We start from the raw sequence: 17089 nt of genomic DNA, 5'->3' as shown, positions 1-17089 counted from the left end.
CTCGCCACGTGGAGGTTCACGCACAGGGGACGACCATCAGGAGGTCCATCGACGGTTCGGTAGTCGCTCGCTAGGTCACGCAGAACAACAGCTGCGGCGGCCAGCTCATCAGGGTTTGGGGCTCGTCGTTCGAGATCTCGAATGTGGTGACCGGCACCTAGCTCAGCGGCCGGATCGATGAGGTGAGCAAGGAGAGTCATCGTCGAGAGGTGAGTGCATGTCCGGAAACCAGTCGTGGCAAGACCGTTCAAACGCGAAGTGGGAGCTCGCCAATCTCAACCGCAAAGCGGCTGAGCGACGGCGTGCAGGCGGGGACCAAGGCCCGGGTTTCGGGTGCTTCTTGATGTTTGTGCTCGTCCTCGTCACCGCTGCGGTCATCGTCTACCACGCGAATCCCTGGAAGCACGAGCCGCAGCGGGAGTCCGACGACCGCTCACTGCACCTCGCCGGCGACAAGGACGTCACCGTCGGTCCCGCCCGGCCGTTGACGCTGAAGTTCGGCACGAATCGTTCGCTGGTCCCGGGCGACGAGATGGCGCCGACGGCGCGCGTAACCCGGCAAGCGATAACCTTCACCGGCGCAACGGAGGCCGCCAGCGTCAGCACAAACCCCGTCTTCGGTTCCAACGCCTACGAACGATGCGAGTCGGCGGACGACTACGACGAGAAGACGTTCCAGTGGACTACCCTCCGGCCACCGATGCAACTGTGTGTCACCTGGGGAAACTCGAAGGACCGTCACCTGACCGGGGTCCTGATCACGAAGATCTCCGCCGCTTCCACCGATGTCACGATCCAGGACTGGCACTGGAAGGACTGAACGCCAGCGGCTGACAACGGCAAACTGCTGATCACCGCAGCGTCACCCAGGGCAGCCTGACGTGGCAACAACCTGCAGAATTCGCCGCCGGGGTTGGTATCTCCTTCCAACTTGGCGATTCGGTTGGCAGCATCCGAGATGGACCTCGGGGGTGGTGTCACGGGAGGCGGTTGTGGTGGGCGAGGTAGAGCCGGGCGGCCCGGGCAACCGGGCGCTGGGGGCGGCATTCTTGGCGTTCTGGTCCTGTTGCTCGCAGCGACCGCAGCGATCGCGCTGTGGGGTACTCGATCGTGGCCCTGGTGAATGCGCCACTTCTCGACTGGAACGACCCGACCCTGACAGTCACGGGTACGACGACCGCCTCTCGAGTGGCGCCGCGCGGACACGCGCACGGCGACGGGCCGCTCGTCCTCACCCGCGACGACCTGGAGGCGGTCACGTTCAAGAAGGCCAGCGCGCTGGTCAACGGCAACCTCGTCATCACGACCAAGGACGGTGCCAGGTGCCAGTTGCACTTCCGCAGAAAGCAGCGCGACGAGTTCCGCGACCTAGAGGCCGCCCTCGGCGCGACAGGCCTGTGAGATCGCGGTGACCAACACCAGCACCCACGGCGTCCGTTCGAACCGCAGTTCGGGCCTTGGGATCCCTGTGTTGAGCAGGTACGGCATGGGTGCGGGATCAGTCTTCGACCTGCTCGGTCGTAACGAGGTCGACCTGACGGCGGCGCTCGGCTGGGTCCTGGCGCACTCGCCGACCATGCTCGGCGTCGTCGCCGAGCAGCTCTGCCTCGAGGTCAACGCGGACCAGGTCGCCGTGGCACTGGAGGTCGCCGACGCGCAGGGCCGGACCGACATCGAGCTGACCGCCCCGGCGACCAAGGTTGTGATCGAGGCCAAGCAGGGCTGGCTGGTGCCGGGCGAGGAACAGCTCACCAAGTACCGGGGGCGCTTCGACGGGTTCGAGCACCGCCTGCTGGTGAGCATGTCGGACTCCTCGCAACGGTGGGCCCGCGATCAGCTCCCGCCGGACCTCGACGGAATCCCGGTGCGACATGTCCCCTGGGACACTGTCCGGGCCGCGATCCGGACCAGCCTGGGCACCGCCCACGGCCGGGAGCGGCTCTGGCTGGAAGAACTGGAGGCCTACATGGGCAGGGCAACCTCGACGAGGCCGTACGACAGCCAGTGGGTGTTCTGCGTCGTTGTCTCCGACACCCTTTTCGGCGGCATGACCTTTCGGGACTACGTCCTGCACGAACGGGTCTACTTTCATCCGTTCGGGGGAAACAACACGTGGCCGAAGAGGGCGCCGAACCTGCTTTGCTTCCGGTGGGGAGGTCGGGTGCGGCAGGTCAATCGCGTCGAGCGCTTCGAGGTCGTCCCGCACCTGAGCGACCGCTGGCCGGCAGTCACACCCGCAGAGGACGGGCCGCACATCGTCTACGACCTGGGCCCCGACATCCCGATTCCAGCGATCAGCACCAAGGGCACCTACGCCACCGGCCGCGTCTGGTGCCTGCTCGACCAACTACTCGTCCAACCAACCCTCGCCGACGCAGTGCGCACCAGCAAAGAACTCAGCGAATAGACCAGCGGTCCAGTCCTCGGCGGCCGACGGGCCGGGCCTGTTTCTCGTCGGTGTGGATCTCGGCGAAGGCGACGCGGGAGCGATCGTCGATGACGGTGTGCAGTAGGCGGTGCCGATATTGGCCTGGTGTCGGTGTAGAGAGGTTTCATGTCCAGGCTGCCTAAGCGGTGCGCGAACTGCCAGATCCCGCTACCAGCACGGGCGAACACAGGTTCGCGTGGACCGGACATCGCGTGGATGTGCCACTGCCGAGACTGTGCGCGGCTGGTGGAGGACTCGATCGTGATCGTCGAGGACAGACCTGGCGGGGCGCCCATCGTAATCTGGGAATGCAGATCGTGTCGGTCCACGCGGGCATGCCGCCCGGGATGGCGCACGCGGTGCCCGATTTGCCTGGACAGTCGCACGTCGCCGGGTAAGGCGGTCGTTCAGAACCTCGAGGACCATGCAGAGACTGAACCAGCGTTCCGCGCTCTTGCCGCGGAGACCTTCGAAATCCCTGCCGCGGATGTCACCGCAGAGCAACTACTGATGGCACAGTCGGTGTTGTGGCTCGCGCAGCGCGAGGATGAGTTCACCCGGCCGGGCTGGACTGTCCTTGCCGGCGACTGCGCCGGCATGCCATGGGGATCTCCTGATCCCAGCAGGTCGCACGGAACGTGGGCGACTCACGAGGTCTGCGGGACGGTGCAGAAGATCGGCATGGCTCGCCCGGAGTGCCGGACCTGCCCGCCGGCGGCCGACTCACGGACGCATCGTGCGAAGATAGACCAACCTCAGCTGCTCTACCTGATCCGGTATCTCGATCTACTCAAGTTCGGCCACGGCGACGGGAACCGCGTCCACGCACACCTCAGCGCGGGCTGTGAGGCGATCGAGGTCTTGCGAGCGCCCCATCAGCAAGTCGTCGCCGCGGAGCTGCGCATTCGGCGCACGATGCGAGACCACATCATCGACCCCGACGCTTGGGACCTACCGCCGACCTTCGGCGTCGGCAGCGAGGTCGTCCAGGACACGACAGCCCTAAGGCTGAAGGACTTCCTCTCCGGCCCGGACGTTCACCGACGTGACCGCCCGCTGGCCCGACTGAAACCGAGCTCCCCGGTTGCGGCGACCACAATGCCCAGACACTCAACGAACCGTGACCTCTTTCCGGGCGGCGGGCGGTTTGGCAGGCCCACGGGGAGCCTACGGCGGCAGGTGCCGGGATTGCCGCCGCGCTCACGGGCCCCCGGTCACGTCGACGTAGGCGGATGAGGCCGCCACCGCGTAGACGGTGCTTGGGTTCCGGCCGCATAGCGAGTTGACCTCGGCGATGAAGGCGTTTTGCATCTGTGTCGTCACTGTCAGGCCCTCGTTGTCGGCCATCGTCCTCAGGGTCCGCTTCTCGACGTCCGCTACCTGCGGGAGCGCCATTACCTCCGAGCAGGTGGCGGTGCGTACGTCGAGGGCTGAGCCTCCTCCTACGCTCCCGGTTGACGTGGGCTCAGGGGCCAGCCGGCTGGACACCCAGGCGAGCCCGAAGATCAGGGCGATCACGAGAAACACGAGAAGCAGCGGGCGGCCACCGGCCGTAGGTACCCGACTCGCGACGCTGGTGTTGCGCACGTAGCTGGTGAGCATGTCCAGCGCCCGGGCGTCCGCAGTGCTCTCGTTCGCCGTGCACTTCACGCGGACGCGCGCGATGTCGTTCAGCAGATCCTGCTCCTCGACCAGGGCGCCGGAGGCGAAGCCAGCAAGGGCGGTGCCACTCGAGGCATGCCAGCTGGCCACGGTCACCGCGGCGCGATCCGAGATCTCGGCCCTGCCGTATTTGAGATCGATCTCACGACGGACGTCGGCCGAGCGCTGCTGGGAGGCACGCACCTGTATGGCCCTGTCGCTCTGGTCTGTCACCGTTCAGTCCCCCAATCTGGGCATTGGCGTACATGGCAGCCGTTGGAGCTGGACCGCGACCTGGGCAGCAAAGCCGTGGTGAGCCTCCGGGAACAGAGTCCGTCATGCGTGGAGAGCTGGTAAGCGGGTAATCGGATGACAAAGCAAGACGACGGATGTCCCCCGTTCGGCCGACGCAAGCGCGCTGATTCGTCCCAAGCGGTCTCTACTGGTCGGTGTCTGGTTGTTAGCGGGTGACGGCGAGTGTCGGAGAATCCGAACCGCTTTCCTTCGTCGTGTGGGTTCAGAAATTCCCAGTCCTGCATGAGCCCATGACCTGAACCCGCACCCAGACGGCGAACCCGAGCGGGAGCAACGCGGACGTGATGCGAGCCGGGCCCGGTCGAGCGTGTCGACGGCTCCGCGGGTTAGCAAGGTCGTCGATACCCGCAGCCGAAAGCTCCTCGCATCGGCGCTGGAACCAAGTCCAGGGGATGTTCAGACAGCCGGCGATCGCCTCCAGACGGCGTCCGGAGGCGTGCTCCGCGGCCACTGAGGCGGCGGACACCTGGCCGGCTACGTCGCGGAAGACAGATCTCGGGACGGCGGCGCGCTCGCATCTACGTGCCAGAGCCCGGAACCGCCGAGCCAGTTCGCGACGATCGCCTCATTACCGAGCACGAATCCCTCGACCGTCGCGTGCTCGGGGCTCAGCACAACGGTGATCCCGAACGCCTCCATCAACGCCATCGCGAGCAACAGCAGGACTCGTTCGTACCTCGGGGAGTCCGCGACATCTGCCTCCGAGATGCATAACCCTCGGCGCATCTCCGGGAACCAACGTGATCAACGACGGAGGTATTCAAACTTGTGCCGCCACAGCGACCAGGACATCGCCTCCTCGCCCCGACTCTCCCGGGTCCAGAAGAACAGCTGCTCCGATAACCGATCGAAGTTGCGGGTGATGTGCCGGGCGCAGAATCGAGACCCCAGCCACTGGCCAGCGACCGGATTCAGCCTCGGCACCTCGGTCAGCGGTACGTCGGACGCGCGCCGCCGTTCGTAGTGCGCAAGCCCTTGCTTGACTGTGTGCCAACTGTGCATCGTCGGCCAGCAGCGCGACATCTGTATTCGTCGCGGCCCAGATGACGCCAACTGTCAGGTCGTCGAGAATCATCGCCGATGAGATGGGCTGCGGACCAGTACGGCGTCCCGCCCGGTCAACGAATCGGCGCCGTCTGAGACATAATGCCGATGCTCGTCATCGACCACCCGCAGGCAGCTCGAGCCGAACTGCGGTCTCCATGGAGGCACATCATGGTGGTGCCAGCATCTCCGCCAGCCACAGTACCCAGCAATCGTCGGGCGACCAGCTCACCCGCCAGGCTTGGGGGGCCCAACTGGGGCTTCGGGAAGGTCGGGGTCGACGGCCACGAATGCGAGCCCGTCGGTTGCGGTCTCCAGCTCTGTTGCGTAGGCGGCGTCGACTGTGCCGAGCGTGATCATGACCAGTCCCGATTCGGGATCCGGGCCTACTGACGTCACGGAGGTGCTGGCGCCATGGAGTGGGAGCAGGGTGTCCAATGCCCAGCGCATGATCCGGTCGAGCTCCTCCGCGGGTGGTCGCCAGCGACGAACGCGTAGCTGCTCCGGGCCCTGGAGGACCTGGAGCAGTTCCTGCCGTGCCCGGTGCATCTCGTCTCGTTCCGGCACGTTAACGACCAGGATCTCCTGGCCAGTTACGGGGCTAACGACCGTACTGAACCGCGCCTGAGCACCCGGATTGTGTTCGATCCACGCCTCGACTGCCCGACGGTCCGGCGGCGCCGGCCGATCCGGGCGGTCAGTAGGGCCTGCTTCGGTCACGTCAAAAACCGATCACGGTCGGTTGTCCGCCGAGATTGCCGTCGACGTCGGTGAGGACTGACCTCCATCGGCGCGGTAGAACTGGCATACATGGCACTGTCGGTCCGGCGGGCCGGACCGCATTAAACGTCCGAGGCCAAGAGATCGTGGCTGGCGGCCCATTGCCTCAGAGTGGATGCGGGCCAACTCGGCATGTCGTTGACGCGCCCGTCGGTACGGAGCAGTGGTCGCGTGGGCTCTGCGCCGAACTCGACGACCAGTTCCTGGGCAACATCCGCTGCTGCTGCGACCAAATCGCTCGACGATAGGACGATGCTGGCCGGAACCGTCCCGTCGAGTGAAGTGGTTCTTGAGAGCAGTCGGCTGCCCGGCACCACGCGCGCCATCCCGATGTCCCGGACGTTTTCGAGGACGGCAAGCGTTCCGGCTTCGTTAGCCAAGCCAACTGGATCCGGCTCAGCTGCGACGAGTTGCGCCCGAATCGCCAGATCGCCACCCGCGCCCGTACGGACCGCATGCGCGGCGAGAACCTCCAGGAACACGAACGACCAAACGGCGACCTTGTCAACGTGGAAGTACTGGGTTCCTTCCGGGTGATCCAGGCGAGCCGCGTCTGCGGGGCTCTGCTCGCGGGAAGTCAGGGCGATGGCGGCAAAGCCCGAGCCATCGGAATGAAGCTCCAGATGGTGGTCGTGGCTCTCCCCCTGGAACTGATACTGGTCAGTGAAGATGACCCGCCGCCGTCCCAATGCCAGGCCGGAGTCGACTGCGATTCCCCATGGCCTCGTCTCGAAGAACGATCGGAGCCACCCACGGTAACTCTCCCGGTCTGCCGTGAGTCGTCCGAGCTTGGCTGGCACAAGACTCATCGCCAGCCATCCTTCGGGCTGAAGGAGGCGTTCGAGCCCTTCTGTATTCACGGTGTTCAGTCGTGCCGATTGCCGGTCGGCACCGTCGAACCTTTCGCGGTACCGTGACGCGAGTTCCGGCTCATGCATCGGCCGTGTCGTGCGATCCTCCCGTACTGGCCAGTAGAAGCGCTGGTTGTACTGGACACCGTGCGGGGCAGCACCGCTTGCAGGTACCAGGATCAGAAACACTCCGGTGCCCGGCTCATCGGGATCACGCAGCTCGCCGATCTGCAGGTCAGGTATCAAAGGCGCGACGCTGCTCGAAAGAACGAGCCGCATCCGATTGCGCTCGTCGTCAAGCAGGGCAACCTTCGGCACGCCGTTCGCGCGCCCAGCTTCGTCCTCGGTCAGGCCGATGATCACGAGACCGCCACTCGCGTTTGCGAAAGCCGCGACGTCCTTGGCCAACTCCTTGCGGCCATCGTCGTTGCGCCGGTACGGCTCCCCCTTGAACTCGAGCGTCGGGCCTTCGGATACGCCCTGGGCGACGAGCTGCTCCACATCCGCCCACGTCAAGTCGGACAGCCTGCGACCCAGCACGGCTTCTAGGTGCGGGACTTGCACCCATGGTGGGACATGCCAGGTCGGTACGGCTGCTTCATCGTCTGACACTTTCGCTCCTCACAGCGGGCCTTCCGGACAATGGTCGCACCGCCACCCGCCTCCGACTCGACGTGGTCCTCGCTAGAGCCATGAGGACGGTCTCTTCTCTGTCAAGGCTGAGATCGCCGTAGTTGGATCGGCGGCCGACGGAGGCGGAGTACTCCGCCTCCGTCGGCCGCTCGGACCTCAGACGCAGGAGCCTTCCGCGAATCGGAGTCGAGCCTTCGAGCCTGTCCCAACATCTTGCCGTCTTGTTCGCACCACAACGTTCATCACGGTGTGGCAGTTAGGTGCTGACCATCGCATCGACGCGCTCGAGCATCCCGCTCACCCCGTCATGCGTAGCGTACGGACGCGCCAGGGATGCCATTGCCTGCAGTCGATCGCCAGCCCGCACGGAGTCGGTAGCCGAGGCCATGTCGACGGCCAGATGTCCGGCTGCCGCTGCGCGGTCCGGCTGGGCGTCGAGGACGTAGCCAGTGGTGATGCTGATCGCGTCAAACGTGCGGCTCCGCTCCTCCCCCGCGCCTCTGGTCGCGTACGAGCGTTCAGCATGATCGATCGCCCGCTCCGCAAAGCGGCTCCTGTGTTCTACGTGTGAGGCGAGGCAGCCATAGATGACCCCGGAGATTCCATCAAGGTCCGCGGGCGCGAGAAAGAACCTTGCCCACGAGGGAACCTTGCCTTCGTCGACACGTCCGAGCTCGTCTTGAGCACGCGCCAGCGAGTCCGACACTCTGTCCGCGGCGCCCAGCATGGCGTATGCCCAGGCCTCGTTGGCATGTAGGACGGCGACTGCGGCGAGGTTTCCGCTGTCCTGGGCAACGATCTGCCCGAGCTGCCATAGCCGCAGCGCCTCCTGCGCCCGGCCCAGATGGATCGAGACTCGACCAAGACGGTAGAAACCGCCGGCAATCAGGGCAAGTTCGTTGACCTCCCGGGCGAGGACAAGCCCAGCGGTCAGGTAGTGGCGGGCAGCCGCGTGGTCGCCGAGATCGTGACTCGCCCACCCAGCGACCTGGTACATGTCGGACAACGCGACCTTGAAGTCCACCTCGGTTCGTTCCGTCTCGAACCTGCTGTCCAACATGCCGCTGGCCCACGCGATATAGCTGGCTGCGGAATCCCGGCAGGATCCGCCGCCACGCGTGGCGTCGATTTGGCGGTGTTCATCGCAGACCGCGCGGACCAGATCAATGTGGGCTGCAGTAACGCGCTCAGGGAGATTGGACGCGGCCGGATGCTTGGCAGTCGCGTACTCGCTCAACTCAGCTGGAGCCGGGCCAACCGCCAGGGCAGCAAGTGACCCAACGAACCCTGGGGCTGCGCCCGGATCGCGCAGTCTGGCATCGGTCCTTGCTTCGCCACTCTGCACATGAGACCCCACGCCCAGCAGCCCGCGGTCGATACCGAAGCCATCCGCTATACGCACCAGTACGTCGTACGACGTCACCAACTGCTTGCCCTGGGAAATGCTTCGCACTCGGGTTTCCGTCAGGCCCGACGCAGCTGCGAGCGTGCTCCTGCTGTAGCCCCGATCCCTCAGGAACAAGAACAACGTCTTGATGTCTTGCGCGGCCAGGCGATCCCGCAGCAGCTGTCCCCCGTGCATCCCCGAGGTCCACCACTGCGGATCTGGCCGTACCACGTGCACTTCTCGCCCTCCTCTGCTTCTCGGTTTGGATACGATGAGCGAACCATGGCTCCCTCGGGTGGGACACAGGTTCGGACGTCGAGAGTGGTGAAAGCGGTGAACGAGCGAACGGGAAAGTTGAGCGCTGAACCGCGCCGCAACACCAAGCTCGCGGCCGTCATCGCGGAGGCAGGTTGGTCGCATGCCCAACTCGCGCTGGCGGTGGGTCGTGTCGCTGCGGAAGCCGGCAACGAACGCCTCATCTCGGTGGGCAGGTCCCACGTCTCGCACTGGGTCACGGGGTCGACGCCCTCGGGCGACGCGCCAGCAATCCTGGTTGAGGCCCTTTCCCGCCGCCTCCGCCGCGTTGTCACCGTCGATGAGATCGGCCTGTCCGGTCCGCAGCCGCCTGCCGCACTGGATTGGTCCGCAGATACGCTGACGACGCTCGCCGATCTGGGAAGAGGCAACGTGGACATCGAGCGCCGGTCTGTCCTGCGAGTCGCTGGCTACTCTGTGGCCGCACTCGCGGTGCCCACGGAGGCTTGGTGGGCCACAATGGCGCGCCGTGGAGCCGAGCGCTCTGCCCGGAGCGGCCGGGTGATCGGCGCCGGTGACCTGGAAGCGATCCGGGAGATCGCGGACATGTTCACCCGGATCGATCAGCGCCGTGGCGGCGGGCACGCGCGCACAGCTGTGACTCAGTACCTGACCTCGGACGTCGCCAGCGCGCTGAGAGCTGCCCACTCCAGCACTGACATTCGCCGGGATCTGTTCTCCACCGCCGGCGAGCTTGCGTACCTCAGTGGCTGGATGGCATTCGACAATGCCGAGCATGCGAGCGCGCAGAAGTACTTCACAATCGCCGTCCAGCTCGCGGCCGAGGCCGACGACCCCCCGCTGGCCGGCCACGTCCTGCGTGCGATGGCGCATCAGGCGGTCGATCTGGGCCACCCGCGCCAAGCTGTCCAACTCGCGAAGGCGTCGTTGGACGGGCGGCGATCGGCCCTGGCCAGCCCCCGTGAACGGGCGTTACTCGAAGTTGTCCATGCCCGGGCGCTGGCGGCCGACGGCGACGGCAGTGCAGCCGCAAAGGCCTTGTTGCGTGCTGAGGACAACCTTGCCAGCGCTACCGAGGGTGATGACGAACCCGGCAGGGTGTTCTTCTTCGGCGAAGCCAGCCTCGCCCACGAAACCGCCTGCACTCTGCGCGACCTCGGCGATCTGACCGCGGCGACATCCCAGTTCAGGCACAGCGTGCGTACCCGAAAAGCGGCGACCTTCACCCGCACGCACGCCGTGACCCTGGGATATCTCGGTGCGATTCAGGCTCGTCAGGGCGCGATCGACGAAGCCTGCTCGACCTGGTTGACGGCTCTCGACGCCATGGATGGTGTGCACTCTGGCCGGACGCGTCAGACAGTCGTCGACATGCGCGCGGCACTGTCGCCGTTCCGAGCCCGCCGCATCGCCGCCGCAACCGAACTCGACCATCGAGCGTCCCGCTACCTCGCGTCCGTGGCGAGGTGATCACCCGCGCCCATGCCAGCAACCTCGTCGATCGAAGGATGTTTCTATGACACACCGCACTCTCGCGGTCGAGTCCGTCGCCCAGGTCATCGGCGGCCGAAGCGAACCTACCGATGACAACTGGGGCGGCACGCGCTCCATCCTACGGATCGACAGCGAGCGGTTCGACGAACGATCCACCGTCGGGCTGGATGCCTTCTCTCACCTTGAGGTTGTGTTCTTCTTCCACCTCAGCGATCAGAGCGATCTGAACTTGGGCGCCCGTCGGCCTAGGGACAACCCGGCCTGGCCCCAGGTCGGCGCGTTTGGTCATCGGAACATGCGCCGGATCAACTGGCTCGGGATCTCCCGCTGCCGGCTTTTGAAGGTCGATGGACTCGACCTTCACGTCGAGGATCTCGATGCCGTGGACGGTACTCCCGTTCTGGACATCAAGCCGTGGTTCGACGAGTTCGGCCCCAGAGGCGCGACCCACCAGCCGGTCTGGACCACCGACATGCTCGTCAACTACTTCGCACCCACCGAATAGCGCTCACGGCTACGTGGGCGCCTCGCCTTCTCAAAGATCGTTCGTGTGGGCAACGTATCGAATCGCGACGTTCAACCCACGCGTCGAAAGCAGCCGACTACGCGGATGCGCGATGTCATCAACTCCCTCAAGTGCAAGCTCCGCGCATCGCCGTTGGAACCATGACCACGACACGTCCAGATGGTTCGCGATCGCCTCTAGCCTGCGTTTCGAAGACTGCGCTGTGACTGACGACCGCTCGCGCGCTTGCTCAGCGACATCGCCTAGCACCCCCCGTCGATCCGACCACGGTGCGCTCGCATCGACGCAGCACAGCCCCGAGGCGCCGAGCCACTTGGCGAAGTTCAACTCGTCGCCGCGCACGATTGGCTCGACCTCCGCGGGCTCACGCTCAGAACTCAGAGCCGCCGCGATTCCGAACGCCTCCATCAGCGCGGCCGCCAGCAAGAGCAGAACCCGCTCGTAGGTCGGCGAGTCCGCAACATCCGTCTCCGGGATGTAGAAGTCGCGCCGCATACCCGGGAACCAGCGCGAGGCACGACGAAGGTACTCGAACCTGTGTCGCCATAGCAGCCACGAGGTCGCATCCTCGCCGCTTCTCTCCCGTGTCCATAAGTACGGCTGACGCGACAACCGCTCGAGATTGCGAGTGATGTGCTGAGTGCAGAACCAGGACCCCAACCACTGGCTGGCGACCGGGGTAAGCGTAGAGCCCTCGGTCAGCGGCAGATCTGACAAGCAATGCATGTTGTAAGGCGCCAGCCCTGCCCGAAGAATCGAGAGGTGACCGTCGTCAGCCAGCAGCGCCACGTCCGTGTTTGTCACTGCCCAGATGATTCCAACCGTCAAATCGTCTACCGAGGTTGCCGACGGGACCGGTTGCGGGCCCGTTCGGCGTCTGACACGGTCAGCGAACCGGCGTCCGTCCATGATGCAGAGCTGCATCTTGTCATCAACGACCACCACAAACGTACGACGATCGGGCCGGTTCAGCGCGGCATCGGGTCCGGGGTCGACCATGAACCATCCGTCCCCCGGCGACACTGCCTCGAAACGATGAGCCTCGACGTCCACTCCGGAGAACGACCGGCCGTCAGGGATACGAAGGGCGTTGGACCGGGCCGAGGGCAACTGGCCAGCCAACAGGGCGACGAGCGAGGTGTGGTCCGGCGCCTGCGGCGTGCTGATACGTCGCTTGCTGAAGAAGCCGAGATCGGCGGGTTCTGGCTTCTGAAGCACACGACAGAGAGCCTGCCGAACATACGCCGGCGGCCAGGTGTACAAACCACACTCCCAGTCAGAGATGGACTTCGCGGTGATGACACTTTCCTCGCCCGTGGCTCTGTAGACCTCCGCCCTCACCAGGTCAGCGAGGCGGCGCTGTGTCATGGGACCTCGAGCTTTTCGCAGTAGCCTGTTCGGCTCCCGATCGGCCATGAAGCTGATTCCTCCTTCTGTCGGAGGAAGGATGCCGTGACCGCCCAGGACATCGACACGGCATCAACAGACGTCCGAAGATGTTTTCCTCCCGGCGAAACGCCTGGAAATGTCCTAGGTTGGTCTCCGTGGCTAACGAACGACTGCGCGCCGCGCTCGCCGAGCACAACCTCACCTACCTGGCGCTCGCCGGCGAGTTGGGCGTCAACGTCAAGACGGTCGAACGATGGGTAGCCCACGACTACATCCCGTTCCCCCGCAATCGCCATCGGTTGGCCACACGGCTCGGGCGGGACGAGGCCTACCTGTTCCCCACCGCAGTAACCGGTCAGCGCGCCGCAGCGGTGTCCGAGAGCGAGATCGTTCGGGTCTACCCCCAGCTCGCCGACATTTCGGGGGATGCGTGGCGAACGTTCTTCGAGTCCGGCGACAACGACATCGGCGTACTCGTGTACGCGGGTCTGTTCGTTGCCGAAAGCACTCAGCTGCAACGACTCATCCGCAAGAAGGCAAAGGCCGGCGTGAGTGTGCGGATCCTGCTCGGGGACCCCGACGACCCACATGTCGCAGAGCGCGGAAGGGAGCAGGGCATCGGTGAGGCATTAGCTGCAAAGGTCCGCAACTCCATGGTCCTCTTCAGCAACTTGGCTGCAGTCCCCGGAGTCGAGTTTCGGACCCACCGCACGATTCTTTACAACTCGATCTTCCGCGCGGATGACAGCCTCTTGGTCAACACCCACATCTACGGGCTGCCCGCCGCACAGGCTCCGGCGTGGCATCTGCGAAGGATCCCTGGCGGCCAACTCGCGAGCCACTACCTCGAGAGTTTCGAGCGAGTCTGGGAGAGTGCCTTGCCGATCGGAGAGCCATGATGCCCTGTCGGATCTCCGACGACACTGGTTATCAGATCCCGGAGGTCAGCTGAGCGCTCAGTGTCTGAAAGTGGGCAGCGACTCAGCCTGCGACCAGATGGTCTCGAAACTGGCGAGATACGACCGGAACAAATGGCCACCCGGAGCACGCCGATAGTGGAAGACCGGCGACTCGGCGGCCGCGATTCCATGGGCGTGCTGGTTGACCAGCAGCTGGTCGTCTGCGCGGTACAGCGAGTTGTAGAGAACGACGTCGTGCGTTCGGATCTCGAATCCGTCGTACGGCAACAGTGGCTGCAGTAGTGACACTGCGCTTCGCGCGTTCGCGACTCTCATCTCGGTCTCGGCATCGAGGTCGCCAAGTGCCGCCGTCGCCACCCCCGGAGCCCACAGACCCACTCTGACTCGAGTGCCCGCCGCGCGCTTCTCGCGGAGGCACTGCACGAAGTTCGTGCCCTGCAGAAGAAACATCGGGTCGTAGGCGACGATGCCGATGTCTGAGGCGGCAGACTCGAAGAGCGATAGCCAAAACTCGGGCATGATCGCCGTGCGACGAGGGTAGACGGCGACGAGATCGGGCTCACGAGCTCCATTCAGCTCAGGCCATGTCCGCTCCTCCTTGATGCCGAGCAGCTTGGTCAGGACGGCGCGATGGCGAGCTTGCGGCAACTGGCCGTGCAGCCAGTTCCGCACTGTCTTCGGATCGACGGCCACCACGGCGGCGACGTCCGTCTCAGTCAGGTTCGCGCCGTACATCGCTCGCCGAAGCACTTCGTTCATTGTGCCCAACCCGCCAGCCGCTAGATGTCCATGGATGTCTGTTGGACAGTAGCATGGAGATGTACATAAATGTCTGCTTGTCGAGCTCTCGCGTGTGCTCGACAGCCGGCAGGATCGGTGTCTGCGATTGCTACTGATAGGCCGCCCGCTAGCTTCATCACGGGGCGGTGGCGGAAGCACCGTCGTAGCGCCGATAGGACTGACGAACTTCTCCGTCCGCGGCGGGCTGGGCCGCCCGGCGTCGGGGAGTGGGCGAATGTGTTCTGAACGCTTTAGGGAGGCTAACTTCTACGGTGTGACGACTCTCAGCCGCGACGAACGCGATCGTCTCGACACGGCGCTGTATGAGATTGCTGCCGCTGCCGGCATCGACCCGACTGGCGCCCGGCTCTTGCGATACACCATGAACGCGGTGTTCTACGTTCCGGCAGCGGACGTCGTACTGCGAATCGCACCGGCCGATCACCTCGACGAGGTCCGCCAAACCGCCGCGGTCGCGACCCGATTCGCCGAGCTGGATCTACCGACCGTTCGGCTTGCACCGACACTTAGGAAGCCGATCGAGACGCCGACGTGGACCGCAACGGCATGGACTTATCTAGCCCAACCCGCTGGTCACCGGCATCAGCTGGTCGACCTTGCCACTCCGCTGCGATCCATCCATTCCATCCATCAGCTCGGTCTCGCCATCCCCGAATGGGATGTGATCGATCGCTGCGAGAATCGCGTGCGGAAGGTGGCCGAGGCAACGGGCGAAGCCATGGACTATCTGCACGCTTGGGCGAAGCGTGAGCTCAATCTGCCAATCATTCGCGTCGCCGATCGCCTGCTGCAGCGGTGCGCCGAGCTACGTATCGCCGTCGCGGCTGCCCAGTGGGCCTTGCCGGTCAGCGTCATTCACGGGGACGCACATGCTGGGAACTTGCTCAGTACACCGCATTGCGTGGTTTTGATCGACCTGGACTCAGTTCGTATCGGACCTCCAGAGTGGGACTTGGTCCCGGCCGCACATGGCGTGGAACGGTTCGCCGACTCGCGCCGAGACTACGAAGACTTCGCGTCCGCTTACGGCTTCGATCTGTTCTCCTCCCCCAATTGGCCAGTCTTGCGTGAGGTGCGTGGCCTCCAACTGGTGACCAGCGTGATCGCGAGACTCCTTGGCCGGCCAGATGTTGCGGAGGAGCTCGGCCATCGCTTGCGCAGCTACTTCGCCAAGGATGACGCGACCTGGCACCGCTTCAAGTAGTCCGTCTGTACCACGCGGCCCAATCGCATGGGGGTCCATCATGGACCCCCATCCTGGGCTGATCACACCGCAGTCAACGCGCCGACACTCGGTCATCTAGCGCAACACCGCGCTACCTGTGACCCGGGCATGTGGCTCGTCTCACGGGCCTGACTCACCCGGTTCACACGGGAGGCATACGTGAAAGAGTACTTGGGCATGCTGGCTCACCTCGACGCGATACCAGCGATGCTGGACACCATCCCGAGCTGGAACAGCACCCTCGCCTTCGGAGTAATGGCTGTTGTTGCCGCGAGCACCTACGTACAGATTGTCGCCGCGATCGACGACGAAATCCGAGGCGCGTGATGCCGGGGGATCGCCTTGAACCGCTTCACTGGGTCAGAGTGTGGTTCGGGCAACACGTGGTCGCCAGCTACACCGCCCCTGCCAGCCTCGCCGACCGGTATGCGTCCTCGATGGAACGTCGATTCGCCGGCCTGCGGGTGACCACGGATCCGCTACCGCCGACGACCGAGTCGGCGCCCGCAAGGGTCCGTTCGTGACGCCCAGGTTGATCGCGATAGGCCAGGAGATCGCGTCGAGGCACCCCACCAACCGTTCACGCTCTGAGCTGCGCGACAAATGTCCGCAAATGTCAGACGACACGGTTTTCCTGTCCAAGCCGGAGCATTGAGTCTTGAGTCACTGTCGATGACCAGCCGCCGGAACGAATCAGGGAGACGGAATTGATGCGTCGCGGGGAGCTGTATCGGTATCGAGATCCATCCAGAGTCAGCGGTACCGGCGTCGTTGCCCTACTGGTCGAGTTCCCACCGAATGAGGATGGCCATCAGTGGATAGCCGTCAAGTGGCTCGGCCACAACCCATACATCGCTTTCTGGCCGGGCATCGGCGAGCTCCTGGAGACCCACGGCCACCTCGGCGCATCGGAGATCCGATGGCTGGATCCCGATCCGTTCGATCCCGAAGGAGATCCGGCGATCACTAACACCGGCGAGTACCCCCTGTAGACCGGCGTGGCCGGCGTGTGAGCCTCACTTCCGCGTCGGTCACGCCCTTCCAATCCTCGTCGTGCACCCGGCGAGGGGCCGGGCCCTGCCACCGTCTCCCCTGTCGGTGGCAGGGCCTCAATAGCTCGGAGGACGTCAGTGGAGTGGAGCGATCTGAAGCACGGATACAGAGTCCACAGCTCCGACTACGAGCCAAGCCCTGTTTCGGATGTGAACCCCGAGAATCCGTCTGGCGCGAATCATCTCCTGACCGCCGCGCGAATGCGCACGGTGTCGCGCAACGCGCCAGGGCGACCGATGAGCCGGAGCGAACTCGCCCAGCGGATACGCGAGCTCCTGTACGCGGTCAGTACCAAGAGGTACCCAATCACCGGCCACTACATAGCG

At 64.8% G+C, this 17089-nt stretch carries 18 protein-coding genes; 10 read left to right on the top strand and 8 right to left on the bottom strand.

Annotated elements, in window-relative coordinates; translation table 11 throughout:
- Positions 1-343: 343 nt before the first annotated feature.
- From ACQPYH_RS06205 to ACQPYH_RS06190, 4 genes are all read left to right on the top strand, one after another.
- Positions 344-820, top strand: coding sequence for a hypothetical protein (locus ACQPYH_RS06205; RefSeq protein WP_432887869.1), 477 nt, complete (start codon positions 344-346; stop codon positions 818-820).
- Between the two features lie 299 nt (positions 821-1119).
- Positions 1120-1401, top strand: coding sequence for a hypothetical protein (locus ACQPYH_RS06200; RefSeq protein WP_432887866.1), 282 nt, complete (start codon positions 1120-1122; stop codon positions 1399-1401).
- Between the two features lie 85 nt (positions 1402-1486).
- The gene (locus ACQPYH_RS06195; RefSeq protein WP_432887863.1) at positions 1487-2407 is read left to right on the top strand and encodes a hypothetical protein; all 921 of its coding nucleotides are present in this window, start codon (positions 1487-1489) and stop codon (positions 2405-2407) included.
- A gap of 282 nt (positions 2408-2689) precedes the next feature.
- Positions 2690-3664, top strand: a complete 975-nt coding sequence (locus ACQPYH_RS06190; RefSeq protein WP_432887860.1) for a hypothetical protein — start codon at positions 2690-2692, stop codon at positions 3662-3664.
- Here the strand turns inward: ACQPYH_RS06190 and ACQPYH_RS06185 are convergent.
- From ACQPYH_RS06185 to ACQPYH_RS06160, 6 genes are all read right to left on the bottom strand, one after another.
- A complete protein-coding gene (locus tag ACQPYH_RS06185; protein WP_432887857.1) occupies positions 3629-4303 on the bottom strand; it encodes a hypothetical protein in 675 nt (224 codons plus the stop codon). The genes ACQPYH_RS06190 and ACQPYH_RS06185 overlap by 36 nt on opposite strands.
- A 555-nt stretch (positions 4304-4858) precedes the next feature.
- Positions 4859-5110 carry a hypothetical protein gene (locus tag ACQPYH_RS06180; RefSeq protein WP_432887854.1) on the bottom strand — a complete coding sequence of 84 codons (252 nt, stop codon included), beginning with the start codon at positions 5108-5110 and terminating at the stop codon, positions 4859-4861.
- Positions 5111-5128: 18 nt separating this feature from the next.
- The gene (locus ACQPYH_RS06175; RefSeq protein WP_432887851.1) at positions 5129-5407 is read right to left on the bottom strand and encodes a hypothetical protein; all 279 of its coding nucleotides are present in this window, start codon (positions 5405-5407) and stop codon (positions 5129-5131) included.
- A gap of 249 nt (positions 5408-5656) precedes the next feature.
- Positions 5657-5977 (bottom strand): hypothetical protein, encoded by a 321-nt coding sequence (locus tag ACQPYH_RS06170; RefSeq protein ID WP_432887848.1) that lies wholly within the window; start codon positions 5975-5977, stop codon positions 5657-5659.
- Between the two features lie 293 nt (positions 5978-6270).
- A complete protein-coding gene (locus ACQPYH_RS06165) occupies positions 6271-7560 on the bottom strand; it encodes an AlbA family DNA-binding domain-containing protein (protein WP_432887845.1) in 1290 nt (429 codons plus the stop codon).
- 388 nt (positions 7561-7948) lie between these two features.
- On the bottom strand, positions 7949-9316 hold the full coding sequence (locus ACQPYH_RS06160) for a helix-turn-helix domain-containing protein (protein ID WP_432887842.1): 1368 nt from the start codon (positions 9314-9316) through the stop codon (positions 7949-7951).
- A gap of 96 nt (positions 9317-9412) precedes the next feature.
- On the opposite strand from ACQPYH_RS06160, the gene ACQPYH_RS06155 reads away from it, so the two are divergent.
- Complete coding sequence (locus ACQPYH_RS06155) at positions 9413-10825, top strand: hypothetical protein (protein WP_432887839.1); 1413 nt, start codon at positions 9413-9415, stop codon at positions 10823-10825.
- Between the two features lie 46 nt (positions 10826-10871).
- Entirely contained in the window at positions 10872-11354 is a 483-nt protein-coding gene (locus tag ACQPYH_RS06150) for an SAM-dependent methyltransferase (RefSeq protein WP_432887836.1), read from the top strand.
- Positions 11355-11384: 30 nt separating this feature from the next.
- Here the strand turns inward: ACQPYH_RS06150 and ACQPYH_RS06145 are convergent, their stop codons facing one another.
- Positions 11385-12791, bottom strand: coding sequence for a hypothetical protein (locus ACQPYH_RS06145; RefSeq protein WP_432887833.1), 1407 nt, complete (start codon positions 12789-12791; stop codon positions 11385-11387).
- Positions 12792-12919: 128 nt separating this feature from the next.
- Here ACQPYH_RS06145 and ACQPYH_RS06140 point away from each other — a divergent pair, with 128 nt between their 5' ends.
- Entirely contained in the window at positions 12920-13663 is a 744-nt protein-coding gene (locus ACQPYH_RS06140) for an XRE family transcriptional regulator (protein WP_432887830.1), read from the top strand.
- A 57-nt stretch (positions 13664-13720) separates the two neighbouring features.
- On the opposite strand, the gene ACQPYH_RS06135 is transcribed toward ACQPYH_RS06140, so the two are convergent.
- Positions 13721-14419 (bottom strand): XRE family transcriptional regulator, encoded by a 699-nt coding sequence (locus ACQPYH_RS06135; RefSeq protein ID WP_432887827.1) that lies wholly within the window; start codon positions 14417-14419, stop codon positions 13721-13723.
- A gap of 319 nt (positions 14420-14738) precedes the next feature.
- Here ACQPYH_RS06135 and ACQPYH_RS06130 point away from each other — a divergent pair, with 319 nt between their 5' ends.
- The 3 genes from ACQPYH_RS06130 (at position 14739) to ACQPYH_RS06120 (ending at position 16702) form a co-directional block, all read left to right on the top strand.
- Positions 14739-15689: a phosphotransferase family protein gene (locus ACQPYH_RS06130; protein WP_432887824.1), complete on the top strand. Its 951-nt coding sequence runs from the start codon at positions 14739-14741 to the stop codon at positions 15687-15689.
- A gap of 180 nt (positions 15690-15869) precedes the next feature.
- On the top strand, positions 15870-16037 hold the full coding sequence (locus ACQPYH_RS06125) for a hypothetical protein (protein ID WP_432887821.1): 168 nt from the start codon (positions 15870-15872) through the stop codon (positions 16035-16037).
- Between the two features lie 383 nt (positions 16038-16420).
- Positions 16421-16702, top strand: coding sequence for a hypothetical protein (locus ACQPYH_RS06120; protein ID WP_432887818.1), 282 nt, complete (start codon positions 16421-16423; stop codon positions 16700-16702).
- Positions 16703-17089 lie beyond the last annotated feature (387 nt).

The organism is Kribbella sp. CA-245084 (assembly GCF_050942355.1).
Classification (GTDB): domain Bacteria; phylum Actinomycetota; class Actinomycetes; order Propionibacteriales; family Kribbellaceae; genus Kribbella.
This window is presented reverse-complemented; position numbering and strand designations above follow the sequence as displayed.